The organism is Streptomyces lienomycini (genome assembly GCF_027947595.1).
Classification (GTDB): domain Bacteria; phylum Actinomycetota; class Actinomycetes; order Streptomycetales; family Streptomycetaceae; genus Streptomyces; species Streptomyces lienomycini.
Genome location: NZ_CP116257.1, coordinates 2,468,174 through 2,488,247, shown reverse-complemented (window position 1 = coordinate 2,488,247; position 20,074 = coordinate 2,468,174). Strand labels below are relative to the sequence as shown.

The following is a 20,074-nucleotide window of genomic DNA, read 5'->3' as shown; positions in this document are numbered from 1 at the left end:
CGTCCCCGGGGCGTGGCCCGGTGTGCGCCTCCGGATTCCGCCCCGGACCGTGCTCGTCCGTCTGTGCGGGCCCGGGAGCCGCCACGGAGTCCGCGTCGGCGTCAGCGCTCGCGGTGGCGTCGACGGCGCGGCCGGGTGCGCCCTCGCCCCGCTCGCGTGCCTCCCGCAGGGCGCGACGGGCCTCGTCGGCGGGCCGGGGGGTCATGACGGCCTCCGCAGGGAGACGAGGTCGGACAGTTCACGGGATGTCAGCTCGGTGAGGGCCGACTCCCCGGAGCCGAGGATCGCGTCGGCCAGGGCCCGCTTGGACTGGAGCATCTCGGCGATGCGGTCCTCGACCGTGCCCTCGGTGATGAGCCGGTGCACCTGGACCGGCTGGGTCTGGCCGATGCGGTAGGCGCGGTCGGTGGCCTGCTCCTCCACCGCCGGGTTCCACCAGCGGTCGAAGTGCACGACGTGGCCGGCGCGGGTGAGGTTCAGGCCGGTACCGGCGGCCTTCAGGGACAGGACGAGCACGGGGGTCGCCCCGCTCTGGAAACGGTCCACCATGCGCTCGCGCTCCGGCACCGGTGTGCCCCCGTGCAGCAGGTCGACCGGCACCGCGCGGGCGCCCAGGTGGGAGGTGATGAGGCGGGCCATGCCGACGTACTGCGTGAAGATCAGCACCGAGCCGTCCTCCGCGAGCACCGTGTCCAGCAGCTCGTCCAGCAGGGCGAGTTTGCCCGAGCGGGCGGTCATCCGGTCGGCCCCGCCCGGCGGGTGGTCCTCCTTCAGGAACAGGGCGGGGTGGTCGCAGATCTGCTTCAGCGAGGTCAGGAGCTTGAGCACCAGTCCCCGGCGGCCCATGCCCTCGGCCGACTCGATGGCGAGCATCGACTCGCGCACCACCGCCTCGTACAGTGCGGCCTGCTCGCGGGTGAGCGGCACGGGGTGGTCCGTCTCGGTCTTCGGCGGCAGCTCGGGGACGATGCCCGGGTCGGACTTCCTGCGGCGCAGCAGGAAGGGGCGGATCAGCCGGGCGAGGCGTTCCACCGCCTGTTCGTCCTCCCCGTTCTCCACCGCGCGCGCGTGCCGGGCGCGGAAGGACTTCAGCGGGCCGAGGAGACCGGGTGTGGTCCAGTCGAGCAGCGCCCACAGTTCGGAGAGGTTGTTCTCCACGGGTGTGCCGGTCAGTGCCACGCGCGCCGGGGACTCGATCGTACGCAGGGCTTTGGCGGTCGCCGAGTAGGGGTTCTTCACGTGCTGTGCCTCGTCCGCGACGACCATGCCCCAGGGCTGCTCGGCCAGTGTGGTGGCGGCGGACCGCATGGTGCCGTAGGTGGTCAGGACGAATCCGCCGGTGAGGTCGTCGAGAGTGCGGTCGGGGCCGTGGAAGCGGCGGACCGGGACGCCGGGCGCGAAGCGGTTGATCTCCCGCTGCCAGTTCCCCAGCAGGGAGGCGGGGCAGACCACCAGAGTCGGTTCGGTGCGGGCACGCCGAAGGTGCAGGGCGATGACGGTGACGGTCTTGCCGAGGCCCATGTCGTCGGCGAGGCAGCCGCCGAGGCCGAGGGAGGTCATGAGGTCGAGCCAGGCCAGGCCGCGCAGCTGGTAGTCGCGGAGGGTGGCGTGGAGGCCGGGCGGGGGTTCGGCGGGGCGTACGCCGGCCGTGAGCCGGTCGCGCAGGGTGGCCAGCGCGCCGACGGGCACCACGTCGACCGTCTCGCCGTCGGCCTCCGCGCTGCCGGTCAGGGCGACGGAGAGCGCGTCGACCGGGTCGAGCAGGCCCAGGTCGCGTTTGCGGGCCCGGCGGACGAGTGCCGGGTCGACCAGCACCCACCGGTCGCGCAGCCGGACCACCGGGCGGTGGGCCTCCGCGAGCGCGTCCATCTCCGCCTCCGTGAGCGGGTCGCCGCCGATCGCCAGTTGCCAGCGGAACTGGAGGAGGTCCTCGCTCTCGAAGAAGCCGGTGCCGTCGGTCGCGGAGCCGGGCGCGGACCGGACCACCGCGGTCGCGGTGAGGTCCTGGGCCAGGTCGCGGGGCCAGTGCACGGCGACCCCGGCGGCGGCGAGGCGGCCGGCCGCGACGCCCAGCAGGTCGGTGACCTCCTCCTCGGACAGGGCCAGTACGTCGGGCACGTCCTGCTCGGTGAGCCGGTCCAACGGCGGCCAGACCCGCGCCGCGCGCCGCACCGCCAGAGCGGCGTCCACGCGCGCGCGGGTGCCGAACGCCTCGTCGGCCGCCCCGGACCACAGGTCCGCCGCGTCGGCCACGAGGGTGGGGTCGGCGAGGCTGTGCACTTGGACGACAGCCGCGCCCGCGTTGCGCAGGGGGCCGCGGCCTCTGGCCTCCCCTCCCGCGCCGCCGTCTCCGTCACCGTCGAACAGGTCGTACGCGGACAGGTCCAGGCGGAGCGAGATCCGCACGCCCGCGTCCATGCCGGCGGCGACCTCCGCGGCCCAGTCGTGGGCGTCGGGCATGCGCTGGGCGCCGCGCGCGGCGAAGGGCCGGCCCGAGGCGTGGGGCGCGGCCGGGGTGCGGGGCAGGGTGTCGGCGACCGCGTCCAGGAAGGCGCGGACCAGCGCTTCCGGCTCCGGCAGCCGGATCGGGCCGGGGCCGTCCAGCGGGACCGCGTGGCCCTCCGGGGGCAGGGCGGCGGCGACGGCACGCAGGTGCGCGATGTCGTCCGGGTCGAGCGGGCCGGCCCGCCAGGCGTCGTGCCCGGTGGCGGTCAGGCCGGGCAGCAGCCGGCCGCGTGCGGTGAGCCGCAGGGCGTGCAGGGCGGCCGCGCCCCAGCAGGCCGTGGCCGGGTGGGCGGCCGGGTCGTGCCGGGCGCGCACCAGGAGGGGCAGCGCGTCGCCGAGCGGCAGCGCCAGCGCGGGCGTCGTCGCGCGCCGCACTGCGGTCCCGTGCCGCCGGACCACGGTCAGCTCGGTGAGTCCGGGCGCTCGGTCCGCGTCCTCGCGGGCCCCTTCGGGGGCGGGGTCTGCACCGTACGCGGGCGGTCCGGGGGTGAGGGGGCCGTCGTCGGGGTCCCAGAAGGCGATCCGTCCCTGCCGTGGGAGCGGTGCGGGCAGGAAGACCGCGGCGAGCCGGACGGGGACGGACGCCGGCTCCCCCTCGGACCGCTCCCCGTCGGACCGCTCCCTCTCGCCCGGCGCGCCGAAGCGCCCGGCAGCCGACGGATCCGTCGTGTCCGCCACGGCCATGTCGCCCATACGTCCTGTCACCTCCCGCCCGTCTGCCCGATCAGATGTCTTCGACTCTACGGGCGGGGTCTGACAATCGGCTCCGACGGCGTCCCGGGACGGGACGGAGCGGGCCCTACGGGACGGTGTGCGAGACGACGTACACCATCGGGTAGTCCGGATCCTCCATGTTCACGACGACGTCCTGGGTCGGCGCGGGGTCCCGCTGTTCCTTGACGACGCCCCACCAGGGGCCGGATCCGCCGAACTCCCATCCGGTAACCCGCTGGGCACGGTCGCTGATCGCGATCTTGTCCTGCACCAGCGCGTCCCGGGTGACGCCGAGCCCCGCCAGGAAGACGTCGAGGCCGGCGTCGGTGGTCTCGAACTGGACGTAGAGCCGGCTGGTCTTCCAGTTGTTCGTCTCGTAGTACGCGACCTCGTCGGACGGGACCGGGACGGGCACCTCGTAGATGCGGCGCTGCAGCTTGGACGGCCAGCCCTCGGTCATGCCGGTCGCCGCGTACTTCGCCTCCTTGTCCCGTCCGCTGTCGCGGCTCTGGCCGGCGGAGATCGCGAGGTAACCGGCGGGTACGCCGATGAGCAGCACGATGGTGAGCAGCGTCAGCGCGCGGCGCCGGATCATGTGCCGGCGGCCCTCGCCCGGGGGCCCGGGGTCCCCGGGCGGTGCCGCCCGGTGCGGCAGTGCCTCGGTCACAGCGACTCCCCGGACTCGCGGCGGGCCTCGGCGTACCGCTCGTAGCGCTCGTAGCGCTCCACCCGGCGCCGCTTGGCCCGGCGGAACCGGCGGGCGACCAGCCGGGCCAGGTCCGCCGCACCGACCATGCCGGCGTCGGGGCCGAGCTGGGCGCGGACGATGCGGGCCTCGGGGCGGTAGCCGCGGCCGGTGAGCTGGCGCTTGAAGGCGTCGCGCGCGGGGCCGATCAGCAGGTCGTCGGCGGCGCTGACCCCGCCGCCGATCACGAAGCAGGACGGGTCGAGGGCCGCGGCGAGGTTGGCGATGCCGACGCCGAGCCACTGGCCGATGTCCTGGAGCAGCTCGATGCACATGGCGTCGCCGTCGCGGGCCAGCTCGGTGATCATCGGACCGGTGATGTCGCCGATGCTGCCCTTGACGTGCTCGATGATGCCGTAGGCCACCGGCGAGTCGGCGGCGGCCAGCTCACGGGCCTCCCTGACCAGGGCGTTCCCGGAGCTGTACTGCTCCCAGCAGCCGCGGTTGCCGCACGGGCAGCGGTGGCCGCCGGGGACGACCTGCATGTGCCCGAACTCGCCGGCGACGCCGTACTTGCCCCGCTTGACCTGGCCCTCTTCGAGGATCGCGCCGCCGATGCCGGTGCCGAGCGTGATCATGACGAGGTGGTCCTCGCCGCGGCCGGCACCGAACCGCCACTCGGCCCAGGCGGCGGAGTTGGCGTCGTTGTCCACCAGGACGGGGACGGCGAGGCGGCCGGCGAGGCGGTCGCGCAGCGGTTCGTTGCGCCAGGACAGGTGGGGGGCGAACAGCACCCGGTTGCGGTCGGCGTCGACCCAGCCGGCCGCGCCGATGCCCACGGCGTGCACGTCGTGCCGGTCGGAGAGGTCCAGGACGAGTTCGACGATCGTGTCCTCGACGACCTTCGGGCTCTTGGACTTGTCCGGGGTCTCCGTGCGGAGCTTCTCCAGGATGTTGCCGTCGGCGTCGACCACACCCGCCATGACTTTCGTGCCGCCGATGTCGATGCCGACCGTCGGCACGCGGGGTGCCGTGAGGTGCGAGCGGCGTTCCCTGGTGCCCACGGTGCGCAGGACCGGGGCGCGGCGGGAGCCGATGGGGGCGGTGAAGTCGCGGTAGGTGCTCATCGGGTGCGATTGTGCCGCACGGCTGTGCCGGGTGCCGAATGGGACAGGGGGTGGTGTGATCGGTTCGTTGCCGGGTGCCGGTGCATCGTGGTTACTCGCGCAGTTCCCCGCGCCCCTGGGTCCGTTGCAGCTCATGGCGCAGATCGTCCAGTTCGTTTCCGCCTGCCATCTGGCGCGTCAGCTCGTCCAGCGTGATGTCCTCGCGCTCGTGGTTGCCGACCATCGTGCCCCGCTTCAGCAGCACGAACCGGTCCCCCACCAGGTACGCGTGGTGCGGGTTGTGGGTGATCAGGACGACACCCAGGCCCTGGTCACGTGCCGCCGCCACGTATTTCAGGACCACACCCGACTGCTTCACGCCCAATGCCGCCGTCGGCTCGTCCAGGACGAGTACCTTCGCGCCGAAGTACACCGCGCGGGCGATCGCCACGCACTGGCGTTCGCCGCCGGAGAGGGTGCCGATGGGCTGGTCGACGTCGCGCAGGTCGATGCCCATGCGCAGGAGTTCCGCGTGGGTGGTGCGGCGCATGTGGTCCACGTCCATGCGCTTGAACGGGGCGACGCCCTTGCGCGGCTCGGAGCCCAGGAAGAAGTTGCGCCAGACCGGCATGAGGGGGACGACGGCGAGGTCCTGGTAGACGGTGGCGATGCCGCGGTCCAGGGCCTCGCGCGGGGAGGAGAGGCGGGTCTCCTCCCCGTCCAGGCTCAGCGTGCCGCCGTCGTGCTGGTGCAACCCGGAGATGATCTTGATGAGGGTGGACTTGCCCGCGCCGTTGTCGCCCAGTACGCAGGTGATCTCCCCGGCGCGGACCTCCAGGGACACGCCTTCCAGGGCGCGTACGTTGCCGTAGTTCTTGCTGACGCCGGACAGCTCGACGAGCGCCGTACGGCCTTCGGTCTGCGTCACTTGGTGGCCTCCGCGCGCTTGCGGACCCAGGCGTTGAGCAGGGTCGCGAGGAGCAGCATCGCTCCGAGGAAGAACTTGAACCAGTCGGGGTTCCACTCGGCGAAGACGATGCCCTTGCTGGTCATGCCGAAGATGAACGCGCCGACCGCCGAGCCGACGGCGCTGCCGTAGCCGCCGGTGATCAGGCAGCCGCCGATGACGGCCGCGATGATGTAGATCAGCTCGTTGCCGACGCCCTCGCCGGACTGGACGACGTCGTAGGAGAAGAGCAGGTGCTGGCCGGAGATCCAGGCGCCGAGGCCGACGCCCATGTAGAGGCCGATCTTGGTCCTGGTGACCGGGACGCCCACCGCGCGCGCGGCGTCCTTGTTTCCGCCGACCGCGAAGATCCAGTTGCCCGCGCGGGTGCGCAGCAGGATCCAGCTGGCGACGGCGACCAGGGCGAGCCACCACAGGATGGTGACCTTGAAGCCGACGCCGCCGACGGTGATCGTGGAGGCGAAGACGTCGCGGGCGGAGGGGAAGCCCTCCATGTCGTCGATCGACTTGGTGGAGACGGTGCCGTCGACGAGCTTGGTGAAGCCCAGGTTCAGGCCGGTCAGCATCAGGAAGGTGCCGAGCGTGATGATGAAGCTGGGCAGATTGGTGCGGGTGAGCATGAAGCCGTTGAAGGCGCCGATGGCCAGGGTGACCAGCAGCGACACGCCGACACCGACCCAGACGTTGGCGGTCATCTGGTAGCTGAACATCGACGACACCAGCGCCGACGAGGTGACCATGACGCCCGCGGACAGGTCGAACTCCCCGCCGATCATCAGCAGCGCCACCGGGACGGCCATGATGCCGATCGTGGAGGCGGCGTAGAGCACCGTGCTGAGGCTGGAGGCGCGCAGGAAGCTGTCGGCGAGGAACGCGAAGAAGACGAAGACGGCGATCGCGCCGACGACGGAGCCCAGCTCGGGGCGGCCGAGGAGTTTCCGCAGCGGAGAGGTCTGCAGAATCCTTTCGTCAGCTCCCTTCACCTGGGTGGCGTTCATCGCGTGCCCCGCTCCGTGTAGTCGGCCAGCGCGGCGGCGTCGTCCTTCGTGATGATCTGCGGGCCGGTGAGCACCGGCCGGCCGCCGCCGAGGACGTCGGCGTTGTACCGGTACAGCCACAGCAGGTCGACGGCCTCGTAGCCCTGGAGGTAGGGCTGCTGGTCGACGGCGAAGCCGAGGGTGCCGTCCTCCAGCCCGGCGGCCACCTTGGCGTTGAGGTCGAAGGTGTCGATCTCGGCCTTGCTGCCCGCGCCCTGCTTGGCCTTGACGGCGGTGTCGGCGTAGGGGGCGCCGAGGGTGACCACGGCGTCGACGGACTTGTCGGTCTGGAGCTTGGCCTCGATGGCGGACTGCACGTCCGGCATGCTGGTGCCGTTGACGTAGAGCCGCTGGACCTTGCCGTCGAAGGTCTTCTCGACGCCGTCGCAGCGCTGCTCGTGGCCGACGTTGCCCTGCTCGTGCAGGACGCAGACCGCCTGCTCGCGGCCCCGCTCGTTCAGCTCCTCGCCCACGGCCTCGCCCGCGATCGTCTCGTCCTGGCCGATGTGGGTGAGGGCGCCGAACTCCTTGGACTCCTCGGAACCGGAGTTCACGGTGATCACCGGGATACCCGCCTTCCGCGCGCGGGCGAGGGCGGACTTCATCGCGTCGGGCTTGGCGAGCGTGACGATGATCCCGTCGACCTTCTTGTCGATGGCCGCGTTCACGAGCTGGGCCTGCTGCTGCGCCTCGTCGTCGTGGGAGTAGAGGAAGTTGATGTTGTCCTTGAGCGCGGCCTGCTCGGCGCCGCTCTGGACGATGTCCCAGAAGGTGTCGCCGTCGCCCGAGTGGGTGATCATCGCGAAGGTCCAGCGGGGGGTGTTCACCGCCGCCCTGCCCTCGGCCGACGCGGCCTTGCGGGCGTCCTCGGCGCGCTTGCCGCCGGTGCTGCTGCAGCCGGCCAGGGACACCGACAGTGCCCCTGCCAGCGCGATGCCCACCCATGTCCGAAACCGTGCCACGAGGCCGTGCCCTTCTTGCCGTGCTGTGCCGTGCCGTGCGTGCCGGGGCACTCACGGCCCCGGCCGGGTTCTGGGAACCCCAGGGGTTCTGGAAACCCCAAACGCTCCATTGTCCGACACACAAACGGAGCGCATGCCTCCGGGGATCGGCCGACGGTCACATTGTCCGGACATTGCGACGAACCCGCACGGTGGGAGCCGCCGCCGGAAGGTGCCGTTCGGGAACCGCGTCAGGACCGTACGAGCAGCTGGAACTCGAAGGAGTAGCGGGAGGGCCGGTAGGTGTGCGTGCCGAACTCGACCGCGCGTCCCGTGTCGTCGAAGGTCGTGCGTTCCATGGTGAGCAGGGGGGCGCCCTCGCCCTCGCCGAGCCGCTCGGCCTCGTCGGTGGTGGCGGCGCGGGCGCCGATGGTCTGACGGGCGCTGTGCAGGGTGATCCCGGCGGCGCGCATCAGCCGGTAGAGGCCGGTGGCCTCCAGCTGGCCGGTGTCGAGTTCGAGCAGCCCGGACGGCAGGAAGTTGCACATGTACGCCATCGGCTCCCCGTGCGTCAGCCGCAGCCGCTCGACGCGGTGCACGTCGCTCCCCTCGGCCACGCCGAGCGCGGCGGCGACCTCGGTGGTGGCGGGGACGACGGTGTTGACCAGGACCTTCGTGGCCGGGCGCTGTCCGGCCGCCTCCAGGTCGTCGTAGAGGCTGCTGAGTTCCAGCGGGCGCCTGACCTTGCTGTGCACGACCTGGGTGCCGACGCCCCGGCGGCGCACGAGCAGGCCCTTGTCGACCAGCGACTGGATGGCCTGGCGGACGGTGGGCCGGGACAGACCGAGCCGTGCGGCCAGCTCGATCTCGTTGCCCAGCAGGCTGCCGGGGGTCAGCGCGCCGTGCTCGATCGCCGCCTCCAGCTGCTGCGCCAGCTGGAAGTACAGCGGCACGGGGCTGCTGCGATCCACGCCGAGGTCCAGCGACACGGTCGGGTCCACTTCTGGTTTGGGCACGCGCCGAGCGTAGCTCTGTGCGCAGGTGACGGGAAGTTGCGCAGTCCGATTGTCCGGACATACGCATTGACAGGGTGTGGGCTGTGAGCCCACTTTGATTCCATGCGCATCGGGGTCATCGGAACGGGCCGCATCGGCACCGTTCACGCCAACACGCTCAGCCGCCATCGCGACGTGGGATCCCTGATCCTCACGGACGCCGACCTCTCGCGGGCCCAGGACCTGGCCCACCGGCTGGGCGAGACGGCGGCACCGGGGGTCGACGAGATCTTCCAGTGGGGCGTGGACGCGGTGGTGATCACCACGGCGACGCCGGCCCACGCCGAGCTGATCGGCCGGGCGGCGCGCTCGGGGCTGCCGGTGTTCTGCGAGAAGCCGATCGCCCTCGACCTGCCCGGCACGTTGCAGGCGATCGCCGAGGTGGAGGCCGCCGGGACGATCCTCCAGATGGGCTTCCAGCGCCGCTTCGACACCGGCTACACGGGCGCCAGGGAGGCGGTGCGGTCCGGGCGGCTCGGACGGCTGCACACCGTACGGGCGGTGACGAGCGACCAGGCTCCGCCGCCGGCCGGGTACCTGCCCCAGTCCGGCGGGCTGTACCGGGACACGCTCATCCACGACTTCGACGTGCTGCGCTGGGTGACCGGGCGGGAGGTCGTCGACGTGTACGCCGCCGGGTCCGACGCCGGTCCGCCGATGTTCCGCGCGGCGGACGACGTGGACACGGGTGCCGCCCTGCTCACACTGGACGACGGCACGCTGGCCACGGTGACGGCGACGCGGCTGAACGGGGCGGGGTACGACGTCCGCATGGAGCTGGCCGGGGAGCTGGACCAGATCGTCGTGGGCCTGGACGACCGGACGCCGATCGCGTCGACCGAGCCGACCGGCCCGCCCGCCGCGGACAAGCCGTGGACCGGTTTCGTGGAGCGTTTCGGGCCCGCCTACGAGGCCGAGCTGACCACGTTCGTGCAGGTCGTACGCGGTGAGCGGGCCAACCCCTGCGACGGGCGCGAGGCACTGCGGGCCCTGCGCATCGCGGAGGCCTGCGACATCTCCCGGCGCGAGCGCAGACCCGTACGGCTGACGGAGGTTCCCGAGGTGCTCACCGGCTGAGTCACGGCCGTCCGGTCCCGTCGTCCTGGTAGTCGTCCAGGAGTCCCGCGTCGTGGGTCAGCAACGCGATCTGGACCCGGTTGTCGAGGTCGAGCCGGGCCAGGATGCGGGAGACGTGGGCCTTGACCGTGGCGACGCTCATGAAGAGGTGGGCCGCTATGTCGGCGTTGGCCATGCCCCGGCCGACCGCGACCGCGACCTCGCGCTCGCGGTCGTTGAGGGTGTCCACGCGTGCACGCGCGCGGGTGCGCCGCGTACCGGGCGTGGTACCGGCCGCCTGCTCCATCAGCCGTCGGGTCACGGCGGGCGACAGGACGGGATCCCCGGCCGCGACCCGACGGACCGCGTCGAGGATCTCCGCGGGCGGGGTGTCCTTGAGGACGAACCCGGCGGCGCCGGCGCGCAGCGCCCGCAGTACCTGCTCGTCGGCGTGGAAGGTGGTGAGGACGATGATCTGGGGGGCGTCCGCGCGGCCCCGTAGCCGTTCGGTCGCCGTGAGGCCGTCCACCACCGGCATCCGGATGTCCATGAGGACGACGTCCGGACGGGTGCGGTCGACGAGCGCCCCGACCTCGTCGCCGTCGGCGGCCTCGCCGACGATCTCCACGTCGTCGGCGCCGCCCAGCATGAAGGACAGCCCGGCCCGCACGAGCGGGTCGTCGTCGACGAGGAGCAGTCTGATCGCAGTCATGGGTGACACGTAATCACGGGCGCGGGGAGAGGGGCCGCCCCGGTGGAGACGGCCGCCCGGCGGCCGGTTGCCGGCCTCAGCTCCACGGCAGCCTCGCCCGCACTTCGAACCCGCCCGCGGCCGTGGGCCCGTGCTCCAGGGTGCCGCCCGCGAGCGAGGCCCGCTCGGTCAGCCCGATCAGCCCCTGCCCGGACCCGGGCACGTGGGGCACCTCGCCCGCGGGCGGGGCGTTGCGCACCGACAGCGCGAGTCCGTCGCCCGGCGCTCCGGTGACCGAGACGGTGACCTCGGTGCCGGGGGCGTGCTTGCGCGCGTTGGTCAGGGCCTCCTGGGCGATGCGGTAGGCGGTACGGCCGACGGAGGCGGGGACCGCCGCGGGGTCGGCGGCGCGGCCCGTGAGGACGACGTTCATGCCGGCCTCGCGGGACTCGGCGACCAGCGCGTCGAGTCCCGCGAGCGTCGGCTGGGGGCGGCCCGCGTCGTCGGGTTCCGCCGCCCGCAGGACGCCGATGATCTCCCGCAGGTCCTGGAGGGCCTCGTGCGCGCTCTCCCGGATGACGCCCGCCGCCCGCGCGATCTCCTCCCGGGAGGCGTCCGGCCTGAATTCCAGGGCGCCCGCGTGCACGCTGAGCAGGGTCAGCCGGTGCGCGAGGACGTCGTGCATCTCACGGGCGATGGCCTCCCGGGCCAGCCGCTGGGCCTGCTCGGCCCGCAGCCGCGCCTCCGTCTCGGCACGCCGGGCCCGGTCGCGCAGACTGAGCAGCAGCAGGCGCTTGGACCGCGCGAGCATGCCCCAGCCGACGACCGCGACGGTGAGCAACGCGCTGATCACGACCGACGCCAGGAACGGCAGGCCGGGTTCCGGACGCATCCAGTAGTAGAGGAGCTGCACCAGGAGCCCGGCGCCTCCCACCCAGGCCACGTACCGGAACGGCCGGTGCACGGCGACCGTGAAGAGGGAGACGAGGGCCGCGCCGCCCGCGGTGGCCGAGAGCGGGGTCACCGCAACCATCACCACGGCCAGCCCGACCGGCCACCGGCGCCGTAGCCAGACGGCGGCGCAGGCCAGGGCGCCGGTCAGCTGGTCCACGACCGCCAGGGGCGGCGAGAGGTCCGCCTCCTGGTCGAGCGTGTCGGCGGCCAGCAGGCCGATGACCACCGCGACCAGGAAGCACGTGAAGTCGACGATCCAGTCGCGCGCGGTGCGCCGCGGCCGTCCACCGGGCCGCGCGGGCCCCGGGTACAGATCCTCGACCACGGCCGCGGGCAGCGCCCAGCGGCGCCCTGCGTACGCGGGGGACGTCATGGTCTGTTCGTCGCTCTTCACAGTCGACGAATCTACGCAGCGGGCCCGCCCACGTCCCCCGCCAGAAGGAGATCACCGACCGAAGTCGCGGGGCCGGCGACTTTCGGCGCGGCGGCTCACGCGCGGGCGAGCCCTTCGGCGGGCGGGGACCGCCCCGCGGCCGATGCGGGCGACGGCTCCGCGGGGCGAGAGTCGGCGGCATGAGGAGATTTCTGGAGTTCCTGGGTTTTCTGGCCGTGGTCCAGGGAGTGATGGCCCTGTTGCAGGAGTTCACCGACTGGGACAAGGGGGTGGTGCACAGGGTCGACTTCCTCGACGGTCACGAGCTCTACGCCGGTGTGGTCCTGCTCGCTCTCGGTTTCGCGCTGTTCGTCGCCGCCGCGCACCGGAGGCCGGGGTGAGGTCGACGTCCGTTCACCGCCAGCGGGGGTGCGGCGGGGCCGCTGGGATGGAGTCATGAACACGAACACGAACACGAAGTCACTGGCGCACTTCCCGGCGCCCCTGTCCGGCCGGACGGCCCTGGTGACCGGCGGCAGCCGGGGCATCGGTGCGGCGACCGCGCTGCGGCTGGCGCGGGAGGGCGCGGACGTGGCCCTCACCTATGTGAACGGCAAGGACGCGGCGGAGGACGTCGTACGGGCCGTCGAGGCGCTGGGGCGCCGGGCGGTGGCCCTGCGGTCGGACGCCGCCGACGCGGAGGAGGCGGCGGGGGCGGTCGAGCGGGCCCAGGCGTTCGGCGGCGGCCTCGACGTACTGGTCAACAACGCGGGTCTCGGGTTGCTCGGGCCGGTGGAGAGCTTCTCCGTCGCCGACGTCGACCGGCTGCTGGCCGTGAACGTCCGCGGGGTCTTCCTGACCTCCCAGGCGGCCGCGTCCCGCATGAGCGACGGCGGGCGGATCATCACCGTCGGCACCTGCATGTCCCAGCGGGTGCCGGGACCCGGCGGCACGCTCTACACGATGAGCAAGTCGGCGCTGATCGGGCTGACCAAGGCGCTGGCGAGGGAACTGGCTCCGCGCGGGATCACGGCGAACATCGTGCATCCGGGGCCGATCGACACCGACATGAACCCGGCGGACGGCCCCTTCGCGGACGCGCAGGCGGCCCTGACGGCGCTGGGCCGCTTCGGCACGGCGGACGAGGTGGCGTCGACGGTGGCCCACCTGGCGACCGCGTCGTACGTCACCGGCGCGGAGTTCGCGGTGGACGGCGGCCACGCCGCTTGACCGCCCCCGCGACGTGCGCGCGGGGCGCACCGGTGCTGTCCTGCCGGTGCGCCCCGCGGGTCGGTGAGCGGCGGGGTCAGCCGCCCAGTTCCTGGTGGCGGGCGGCGAGGTGGGCCGCGCCGTCCTCCGTCAGGGTGCCGAACAGGCGGAGGCGGGAGATGCCGCCGTCGGGGAAGATGTCCACGCGCGCGTGCGTGCCGACGGCCGTCTCCGGCAGGACGAAGCGGTGGTTGGTGTCGGGCTGCATCCGGGTGCGCGGGAGGACCTCGTTCCACTCCCCCGACTCGCCGTCCTTGACGGAGAGGGACGCCCAGCCGGCGCTGTTGCCCTTCAGGTACGCCGTGTCGATCTCGATCGCGCGGATCCGGGCGCGGTCCACCAGGCGGTACTGGATCCAGTCGTTGCCCCGGTCGCGGCGGCGGCGGGTCTCCCAGCCGTCGTCCATCTTGCGGGAGCGGCCCGGCTGGATGGTGTTGGTGGCCGGTGAGTAGAAGAGGTTGGAGGCGTCCTCGACCTGGCCGCCGTTCTCCAGGGCGACCACGTCGAAGGTGCCGAGGGCGGTGAGCCAGGCGGGGTCCGGGACGACCTCGCCGTGGACGCGCAGGCGGGCGATGCCGCCGTCGGGGTGCTGCCGCAGGCGCAGGTGGGTGAAGCGCTGCTCGGTGGAGACGGCGAAGCCGTTGGCGGCGTGGCCGCCGACCGGGGTGCGCGGGACGAGGGTCGTCCACTTCACGTCGTCCGCGAGCAGTTCCTCGGGGGACGGCGAGCCGGCGAGCGAGGCGCCCTCGACGGAGACGGCCTGGGGGTAGTTGCCGCGGAAGTGGGCGGTGTCGACGACGATGCCGCGGATCACGCCGGGGGCGCCGAGGCGGATCAGCGCCCAGTCGTGGTCCTCCTCGGTGGGCCAGGGGTGCTCGGCCGAGGCGCCGCGGCGCCGGCGGGTCTCCCAGCCGTCCATGACCTTGCCCTTGTGCCCGAAGTGCTCGGGGTCGAACTCGGCGGGCCCGGGCACCAGCAGGTTCTCGCGCTGGGCGAAGAACTCGTCGTTGGCGGCGACGACACCCGCGCCGAGCTGCCGGTCGGCAAGGTTGGCGTACTGGGTGAAGGGGAGGTCGGCCGTGCGGTAGTCCGCGTACGGGTCGCCCCCTCCGTAGGGGTTCGCGTCGCCGGTGAAGCTGGCCAACGAGGTGTTCTGCCGGTCGGTCACGGTGATCAGGTGTTCCTTTCGGGGCGGTTCTGGATGTACTGGATTCAGGGGGTGTCCGGGCGCGTGTCAGGCCCGGTCGAGGAGCTGTCCCTTCGGGTCGGTGAACGCGCCGTCCGACGCGACGCGCGTGCCGCGCAGCCAGGTGGACTTCACGACGCCGTACAGGGTCTTGCCCGCGTACGCGGTGACGCGGTTGCGGTGCTGGAGGGCGGCCGGGTCGACGGTGAAGGTCTCGTCGGGGGCGAGGACGGCGAAGTCCGCGTCGCGGCCCGCCGCGATGGCCCCCTTGCGTGCGTCGAGCCCGACGAGGGCGGCCGTGCGCGCCGACATCCAGCTCACGACGTCCTCCAGGCCGAGGCCCCGCTCACGGGCCGCGGTCCACATCGCGGGCAGGCTGAGCTGGAGGCCCGCGATGCCGCCCCAGGCGGTGGCGAAGTCGTCGGTCTTCAGGTCGGCGGTGGACGGCGAGTGGTCGGTGACGACGCAGTCGATCGTGCCGTCCGCCAGCGCCTGCCAGAGCAGGTCCTGGTTGGCGGCCTCGCGGATCGGCGGGCAGCACTTGAACTCGCTCGCGCCGTCCGGCACTTCCTCGGCGGTGAGCGTCAGGTAGTGCGGGCAGGTCTCGACCGTCACCCGGACGCCGTCGGCGCGGGCCTCGGCTATCAGCGGCAGCGCGTCGCTGGAGGAGAGGTGGAGTACGTGCACGCGGGCGTTGAGGCGTTTCGCCTGGGCGAGGAGGGTCGCGATCGCGGTGTCCTCGGCGTCGCGCGGGCGGCTGGCGAGGAAGTGGGCGTACTCGGGGCCGCCCCGCTGGGGGGCGGCGGCCAGGTGGTGCGGGTCCTCGGCGTGCACGATCAGCAGGCCGTCGAAGGCGGCGATCTCCGCCAGGGACCGGGCGAGCTGCTCCTGGTCGAGGTGCGGGAACTCGTCCACGCCGGACGGGGAGAGGAACGCCTTGAAGCCGAAGACCCCGGCCTCGTGCAGCGGGCGCAGGTCCTTGACGTTGTCCGGCAGGGCGCCGCCCCAGAAGCCGACGTCGATGTGGGCCTTGTCGGCGGCGACCTCGCGCTTGGTGCGCAGGTGGTCGACCGTGGTGGTCGGCGGGATGGAGTTGAGCGGCATGTCGACCAGGGTGGTGATACCGCCGGCCGCCGCGGCGCGGGTGGCGGTCCAGAAGCCCTCCCACTCGGTGCGGCCCGGGTCGTTCACGTGCACGTGGGTGTCGACCAGACCGGGCAGGACGACGTGGTCGCCGACGTCCTCCAGCCGGGCGCCCGCCGGGACGGGGGCGTCGTACGGCAGGACGGCGGTGATCTTCTCCCCGGTGACCGCGATCGACGCGGCGCGGGTCCCCTCGGGAGTGATGACGCGCGTCGAGCGCAGCACCAGTTCAGCTTCGGACACCCGGATCCCCTTCTCTGCTTGTGCTTCTGGTTCTGCTTCGCTGCCGCCGGAATTCAACGTTCTGTTGAAGGAGTCTTCACTCCCGCTTCCGGGCAGTCAAGAGGCACCCTTTGTGGTGGCATGCTCAACGAGCAGCTCTGGACGTTTCCACAAAGCGGAATTAATATTCCAGCAAGCAGAACGTAGCTACGTACAAGCCGGTAGTCAACCGGCCGCCGGGTACGCTTCTTTCCTCCCGCCAGCCCCGAAAGGAACGTGCCGTGCCGACGTCCAGCGCCAGCACCACCGACTCCGCCAGGTCCGCCACCGGTGGCGTCCAGTCCCTGGAGCGCGCCTTCGACCTGCTCGAACGGATGGCGGACGCGGGGGGCGAGGTCGGCCTGAGCGAGCTCTCGGCCAGCAGCGGACTGCCGCTGCCGACCATCCACCGCCTCATGCGCACGCTCGTGGCCTGCGGATACGTACGCCAGCAGCCCAACCGCCGATACGCGCTCGGCCCGCGCCTGATCCGGCTCGGCGAGTCCGCGGGCCGGCTGCTCGGCACCTGGGCCCGCCCGCACCTGGCCCGCCTGGTCGAGGAGACCGGCGAGACGGCGAACATGGCCCTGCTCGACGGCGACGAGATCGTGTACGTCGCGCAGGTACCGTCCAAGCACTCCATGCGCATGTTCACCGAGGTCGGACGGCGCGTCCTGCCGCACTCCACGGGTGTCGGCAAGGCGCTGCTCGCGGACTTCCCGGCGGACGAGGTGCGGGCACTGCTGGGCCGTACCGGCATGCCGGCCGCCACGGACAAGACGATCACGACGCCGGACGGCTTCATCGCGGCGCTGGAGGACGTGCGGCGCCAGGGCTACGCGATCGACGACAACGAGCAGGAGATCGGCGTCCGCTGCCTGGCCGTCTCGGTGCCGGACTCCCCCACCGCCGCGGCCATCTCGATCTCCGGCCCCGCAGGCCGCGTCACCGAGGCCGCGACCGACCGGATCGTGCCGCTGCTCCAGCAGGTGGCGGCGGAGTTGTCGGAGGCCCTGCTGGCCTCGAACGGCAGCACGGCCGGCTGAACCGCGCCCGCGCGGCGGGACTCAGCCCGGGGCGCACGCCCGGGGTGTACGCCCGGAACGCACGGCGGAACTCGCGCCCGGGGGCGCACGGCGGGCGGCCCGGCTTCCGGGACTCAGCGGCGCGGCGGGTCCCCGAACAGCTCGACCGCGTGACGGACCTCCGTCAGCCCCGGCCCGAGGGCGCTGACGGAGCCGATCGCACCGGCCACCAGCAGCAGGGAGCGGCGCAGTCGCGGCACCTCCGGGGCGCCGCGGCCCGCCATCGCGGCGAGGTCGGCCAGTTCGTCCTCCGCGATCACCCGGTCCGGGAAGTCCGCGGGCAGCAGGGCGAGTTGACGGCGCAACCGGGACACCGCGGTCCGCAGCGCCACCACCCTCACATCCTCGTCGCCGACGACCACTCGCTTCTGCTCCGAGCTTCGCAACACAGCCCTCCCCCTCACGCGCCCCACCCCGTCGTGCGCGGGCCAGTAAACGCCACCCCGTGCGGGACGCGCCACCACGCGGACCGAAATTCAGCCTCCGGAAAGCCCGCGCACGCCGGAGCGTTTGGCACACCGTCAGGTATGCAGGACGCATGACCGACGACGAAGACCAGACAGAACGCCAGGTGGCTGGCCCGGTGGCGGGACTGCTGCTCGCCGCCGGGGGCGGCCGGCGGCTCGGCGGCCGCCCCAAGGCCCTGCTCGAACACCGTGGACGCCCACTCGTCGAACACGCGGTCGAGGTACTGCGTGCGGCCGGTTGCGCCCGCGTGCACGTCGTCCTGGGGGCGCGCGCCGACGACGTACGCGCGCGGGCGGCGCTCGGCGACTGCGTCCTCGTGGACAACCCCGACTGGGAGCAGGGCATGGGGTCGTCCCTGAGGGCCGGGCTGGACTCGCTGGCGGGGACCGGGGCGCGGGCGGCGCTGGTCTGCCTGGTGGACCAGCCCGGCATCGGCGCGGCGGCGACGGCCCGGGTGCGCACCGGATACCGGGACGAGACGTCGCTGGTCTCGGCGGCGTACGCCGGCGTGCGCGGCCATCCGGTGCTGCTCGGCGCCGCGCACTGGGCGGGGATCGCGGCGACCGCCACCGGGGACCGGGGTGCGCGTACGTATCTGAGGGAACACGAGGCGCAGATCGCCCTCGTCGAGTGCGGGGACGTGGCGCGGCCGTACGACATCGACACCGAGGCGGACCTGGTCCACCTTGAGTGAGGGAGGTGGCACCCAGCGCCACCTTGCCTCGACCCGGAGAATCTCGACATCAACAAACCATTGAAGTTCCACGATGAGGAAACTACTATCCACTGACCAGAAGCACTCCGCTGCACGGCGAGTGCGTAATGCCCCCTACGCACCCTCTGGCACCCGGTGCCACCGCTGAAGGAAGTGACAGCTCATGTCCGCACCAGCGCCGTCCCCGCTGGCCATCGTCGACGCCGAGCCCCTGCCCCGGCAGGAGGAGGTCCTCACCGACGCGGCACTCGCCTTCGTGGCCGAGCTGCACCGGCGGTTCACGCCCCGGCGTGACGAACTCCTCGCCCGCCGTGCGGAGCGCCGCGCCGAGATCGCCCGCACCTCCACGCTCGACTTCCTCCCGGAGACCGCCGCCGTCCGCGCGGACGACTCCTGGAAGGTGGCCCCCGCTCCGGCCGCGCTGAACGACCGCCGCGTCGAGATCACCGGTCCCACCGACCGCAAGATGACCATCAACGCGCTCAACTCGGGCGCGAAGGTGTGGCTCGCGGACTTCGAGGACGCCTCGGCGCCGACCTGGGAGAACGTGGTCCTCGGTCAGCTCAACCTGACCGCGGCCTACACCCGCACCATCGACTTCACCGACGAGCGCACCGGCAAGTCCTACGCCCTGCGCCCGGCCGAGGAGCTGGCGACGGCCGTCGTGCGCCCGCGCGGCTGGCACCTCGACGAGCGCCACCTCCAGGTGGACGGCCGTCCGGTCCCCGGCGCCCTGGTCGACTTCGGCCTGTACTTCTTCCACAACGCCCAGCGCCTGGTCGACCTCGGCAAGGGCCCGTACTTCTACCTCCCGAAGACGGAGTCCCACCTGGAGGCCCGCCTCTGGAACGAGGTGTTCGTCTTCGCGCAGGACTACGTCGGCATCCCGCAGGGCACCGTCCGCGCCACCGTCCTGATCGAGACGATCACGGCCGCGTACGAGATGGAGGAGATCCTCTACGAACTGCGCGACCACGCCTCCGGGTTGAACGCGGGCCGCTGGGACTACCTGTTCTCCATCGTCAAGAACTTCCGTGACGGCGGTGCCAGGTTCGTCCTGCCGGACCGCAACGCGGTGACGATGACCGCCCCGTTCATGCGGGCGTACACCGAACTCCTCGTCCGCACCTGCCACAAGCGGGGCGCGCACGCGATCGGCGGCATGGCCGCGTTCATCCCCTCGCGCCGGGACGCCGAGGTCAACAAGGTCGCGTTCGAGAAGGTGCGCGCCGACAAGGACCGCGAGGCCGGTGACGGCTTCGACGGCTCGTGGGTCGCCCACCCCGACCTGGTGCCGATCGCCATGGAGTCCTTCGACAAGGTCCTCGGCGACAAGCCCCACCAGAAGGACCGGCTGCGCGAGGACGTCGACGTCAAGGCGGCCGACCTGATCGCCGTCGACTCGCTCGACGCCAGGCCGACGTACGCGGGCCTGGTCAACGCCGTCCAGGTCGGCATCCGTTACATCGAGGCGTGGCTGCGCGGCCTGGGCGCGGTGGCCATCTTCAACCTGATGGAGGACGCGGCCACCGCCGAGATCTCCCGCTCGCAGATCTGGCAGTGGATCAACGCGGAGGTCGTCCTCGACAACGGTGAGCAGGTCACCGCGGAGCTGGCCCGCAAGGTCGCCGCCGAGGAACTGGCGAACATCCGCGCCGAGATCGGCGACGAGGCCTTCGCGGCCGGCAACTGGCAGCAGGCGCACGACCTGCTGCTGACGGTCTCGCTCGACGAGGACTACGCCGACTTCCTGACGCTGCCCGCGTACGAGCAGCTGAAGGGCTGACGCCGCAGGCGCTCGACGAGCCGCGCCCCCGGTGCCGGAGCACGGCACCGGGGGCGCGGACGTGTGCCGGGCCGGGG

18 protein-coding genes are annotated in these 20,074 nt (G+C 72.6%); 6 read left to right on the top strand and 12 right to left on the bottom strand.

What is annotated here, in order from left to right; genetic code table 11:
- Window positions 1-201 precede the first annotated feature (201 nt).
- The 7 genes from BJ961_RS11300 to BJ961_RS11270 form a co-directional block, all read right to left on the bottom strand.
- Window positions 202-3,198, bottom strand: a complete 2,997-nt coding sequence (locus BJ961_RS11300; protein WP_271321204.1) for a DEAD/DEAH box helicase — start codon at window positions 3,196-3,198, stop codon at window positions 202-204.
- Between the two features lie 106 nt (window positions 3,199-3,304).
- Complete coding sequence (locus tag BJ961_RS11295; RefSeq protein WP_271321203.1) at window positions 3,305-3,886, bottom strand: sugar kinase; 582 nt, start codon at window positions 3,884-3,886, stop codon at window positions 3,305-3,307.
- Window positions 3,883-5,031, bottom strand: a complete 1,149-nt coding sequence (locus BJ961_RS11290) for an ROK family glucokinase (RefSeq protein ID WP_271321202.1) — start codon at window positions 5,029-5,031, stop codon at window positions 3,883-3,885. The genes BJ961_RS11295 and BJ961_RS11290 overlap by 4 nt, the downstream gene beginning before the upstream one ends.
- 91 nt (window positions 5,032-5,122) lie before the next feature.
- Window positions 5,123-5,938 (bottom strand): ATP-binding cassette domain-containing protein, encoded by an 816-nt coding sequence (locus BJ961_RS11285; RefSeq protein WP_271321201.1) that lies wholly within the window; start codon window positions 5,936-5,938, stop codon window positions 5,123-5,125.
- Window positions 5,935-6,975, bottom strand: a complete 1,041-nt coding sequence (locus BJ961_RS11280) for an ABC transporter permease (protein ID WP_271321200.1) — start codon at window positions 6,973-6,975, stop codon at window positions 5,935-5,937. Before BJ961_RS11280 ends, BJ961_RS11285 begins: the two co-directional genes overlap by 4 nt.
- Complete coding sequence (locus BJ961_RS11275; RefSeq protein WP_271321199.1) at window positions 6,972-7,976, bottom strand: sugar ABC transporter substrate-binding protein; 1,005 nt, start codon at window positions 7,974-7,976, stop codon at window positions 6,972-6,974. Before BJ961_RS11275 ends, BJ961_RS11280 begins: the two co-directional genes overlap by 4 nt.
- A 230-nt stretch (window positions 7,977-8,206) precedes the next feature.
- A complete protein-coding gene (locus BJ961_RS11270) occupies window positions 8,207-8,944 on the bottom strand; it encodes a GntR family transcriptional regulator (protein WP_271417016.1) in 738 nt (245 codons plus the stop codon).
- 129 nt (window positions 8,945-9,073) lie between these two features.
- Here BJ961_RS11270 and BJ961_RS11265 point away from each other — a divergent pair, with 129 nt between their 5' ends.
- Window positions 9,074-10,087 carry a Gfo/Idh/MocA family protein gene (locus tag BJ961_RS11265; RefSeq protein ID WP_271321197.1) on the top strand — a complete coding sequence of 338 codons (1,014 nt, stop codon included), beginning with the start codon at window positions 9,074-9,076 and terminating at the stop codon, window positions 10,085-10,087.
- Window position 10,088: 1 nt separating this feature from the next.
- On the opposite strand, the gene BJ961_RS11260 is transcribed toward BJ961_RS11265, so the two are convergent.
- Both BJ961_RS11260 and BJ961_RS11255 read right to left on the bottom strand, forming a co-directional pair.
- On the bottom strand, window positions 10,089-10,778 hold the full coding sequence (locus tag BJ961_RS11260) for a response regulator transcription factor (protein ID WP_271321196.1): 690 nt from the start codon (window positions 10,776-10,778) through the stop codon (window positions 10,089-10,091).
- Window positions 10,779-10,854: 76 nt separating this feature from the next.
- The gene (locus BJ961_RS11255) at window positions 10,855-12,084 is read right to left on the bottom strand and encodes a sensor histidine kinase (RefSeq protein WP_271417015.1); all 1,230 of its coding nucleotides are present in this window, start codon (window positions 12,082-12,084) and stop codon (window positions 10,855-10,857) included.
- A 200-nt stretch (window positions 12,085-12,284) separates the two neighbouring features.
- Between BJ961_RS11255 and BJ961_RS11250 the strand changes: the two genes are divergently transcribed.
- Together BJ961_RS11250 and BJ961_RS11245 are read left to right on the top strand one after the other, a co-directional pair.
- A complete protein-coding gene (locus tag BJ961_RS11250; RefSeq protein ID WP_271321195.1) occupies window positions 12,285-12,485 on the top strand; it encodes a hypothetical protein in 201 nt (66 codons plus the stop codon).
- A 55-nt stretch (window positions 12,486-12,540) separates the two neighbouring features.
- Window positions 12,541-13,314 carry an SDR family NAD(P)-dependent oxidoreductase gene (locus BJ961_RS11245; RefSeq protein WP_271321194.1) on the top strand — a complete coding sequence of 258 codons (774 nt, stop codon included), beginning with the start codon at window positions 12,541-12,543 and terminating at the stop codon, window positions 13,312-13,314.
- 76 nt (window positions 13,315-13,390) lie between these two features.
- On the opposite strand, the gene alc is transcribed toward BJ961_RS11245, so the two are convergent.
- Window positions 13,391-14,521: an allantoicase gene (gene alc / locus BJ961_RS11240; protein ID WP_271321193.1), complete on the bottom strand. Its 1,131-nt coding sequence runs from the start codon at window positions 14,519-14,521 to the stop codon at window positions 13,391-13,393.
- A 66-nt stretch (window positions 14,522-14,587) separates the two neighbouring features.
- Window positions 14,588-15,925, bottom strand: a complete 1,338-nt coding sequence (gene allB, locus BJ961_RS11235) for an allantoinase AllB (RefSeq protein ID WP_271321192.1) — start codon at window positions 15,923-15,925, stop codon at window positions 14,588-14,590.
- A 260-nt stretch (window positions 15,926-16,185) separates the two neighbouring features.
- On the opposite strand from allB, the gene allR reads away from it, so the two are divergent.
- Complete coding sequence (gene allR, locus BJ961_RS11230; protein WP_271321191.1) at window positions 16,186-16,989, top strand: allantoin degradation transcriptional regulator AllR; 804 nt, start codon at window positions 16,186-16,188, stop codon at window positions 16,987-16,989.
- Window positions 16,990-17,102: 113 nt separating this feature from the next.
- Here allR and BJ961_RS11225 read toward each other — a convergent pair whose 3' ends face one another.
- Window positions 17,103-17,417 (bottom strand): DUF5955 family protein, encoded by a 315-nt coding sequence (locus tag BJ961_RS11225; RefSeq protein ID WP_271321190.1) that lies wholly within the window; start codon window positions 17,415-17,417, stop codon window positions 17,103-17,105.
- A 149-nt stretch (window positions 17,418-17,566) separates the two neighbouring features.
- On the opposite strand from BJ961_RS11225, the gene BJ961_RS11220 reads away from it, so the two are divergent.
- Window positions 17,567-18,190 (top strand): nucleotidyltransferase family protein, encoded by a 624-nt coding sequence (locus tag BJ961_RS11220; RefSeq protein WP_271321189.1) that lies wholly within the window; start codon window positions 17,567-17,569, stop codon window positions 18,188-18,190.
- A 184-nt stretch (window positions 18,191-18,374) separates the two neighbouring features.
- Window positions 18,375-19,997, top strand: coding sequence for a malate synthase A (aceB, locus tag BJ961_RS11215; protein WP_271321188.1), 1,623 nt, complete (start codon window positions 18,375-18,377; stop codon window positions 19,995-19,997).
- Window positions 19,998-20,074 lie beyond the last annotated feature (77 nt).

What these genes read in the sequence shown, in the direction of transcription:
- BJ961_RS11300 (WP_271321204.1), bottom strand. Translation starts at nt 3,198, where the DNA reads ATGGGCGACATGGCCGTGGCGGACACGACGGATCCGTCGGCTGCCGGG.
- BJ961_RS11290 (WP_271321202.1), bottom strand. Translation starts at nt 5,031, where the DNA reads ATGAGCACCTACCGCGACTTCACCGCCCCCATCGGCTCCCGCCGCGCC.
- BJ961_RS11280 (WP_271321200.1), bottom strand. Translation starts at nt 6,975, where the DNA reads ATGAACGCCACCCAGGTGAAGGGAGCTGACGAAAGGATTCTGCAGACC.
- BJ961_RS11265 (WP_271321197.1), top strand. Translation starts at nt 9,074, where the DNA reads ATGCGCATCGGGGTCATCGGAACGGGCCGCATCGGCACCGTTCACGCC.
- BJ961_RS11260 (WP_271321196.1), bottom strand. Translation starts at nt 10,778, where the DNA reads ATGACTGCGATCAGACTGCTCCTCGTCGACGACGACCCGCTCGTGCGG.
- BJ961_RS11255 (WP_271417015.1), bottom strand. Translation starts at nt 12,084, where the DNA reads ATGACGTCCCCCGCGTACGCAGGGCGCCGCTGGGCGCTGCCCGCGGCC.
- BJ961_RS11250 (WP_271321195.1), top strand. Translation starts at nt 12,285, where the DNA reads ATGAGGAGATTTCTGGAGTTCCTGGGTTTTCTGGCCGTGGTCCAGGGA.
- BJ961_RS11245 (WP_271321194.1), top strand. Translation starts at nt 12,541, where the DNA reads ATGAACACGAACACGAACACGAAGTCACTGGCGCACTTCCCGGCGCCC.
- BJ961_RS11220 (WP_271321189.1), top strand. Translation starts at nt 17,567, where the DNA reads ATGACCGACGACGAAGACCAGACAGAACGCCAGGTGGCTGGCCCGGTG.
- aceB (WP_271321188.1), top strand. Translation starts at nt 18,375, where the DNA reads ATGTCCGCACCAGCGCCGTCCCCGCTGGCCATCGTCGACGCCGAGCCC.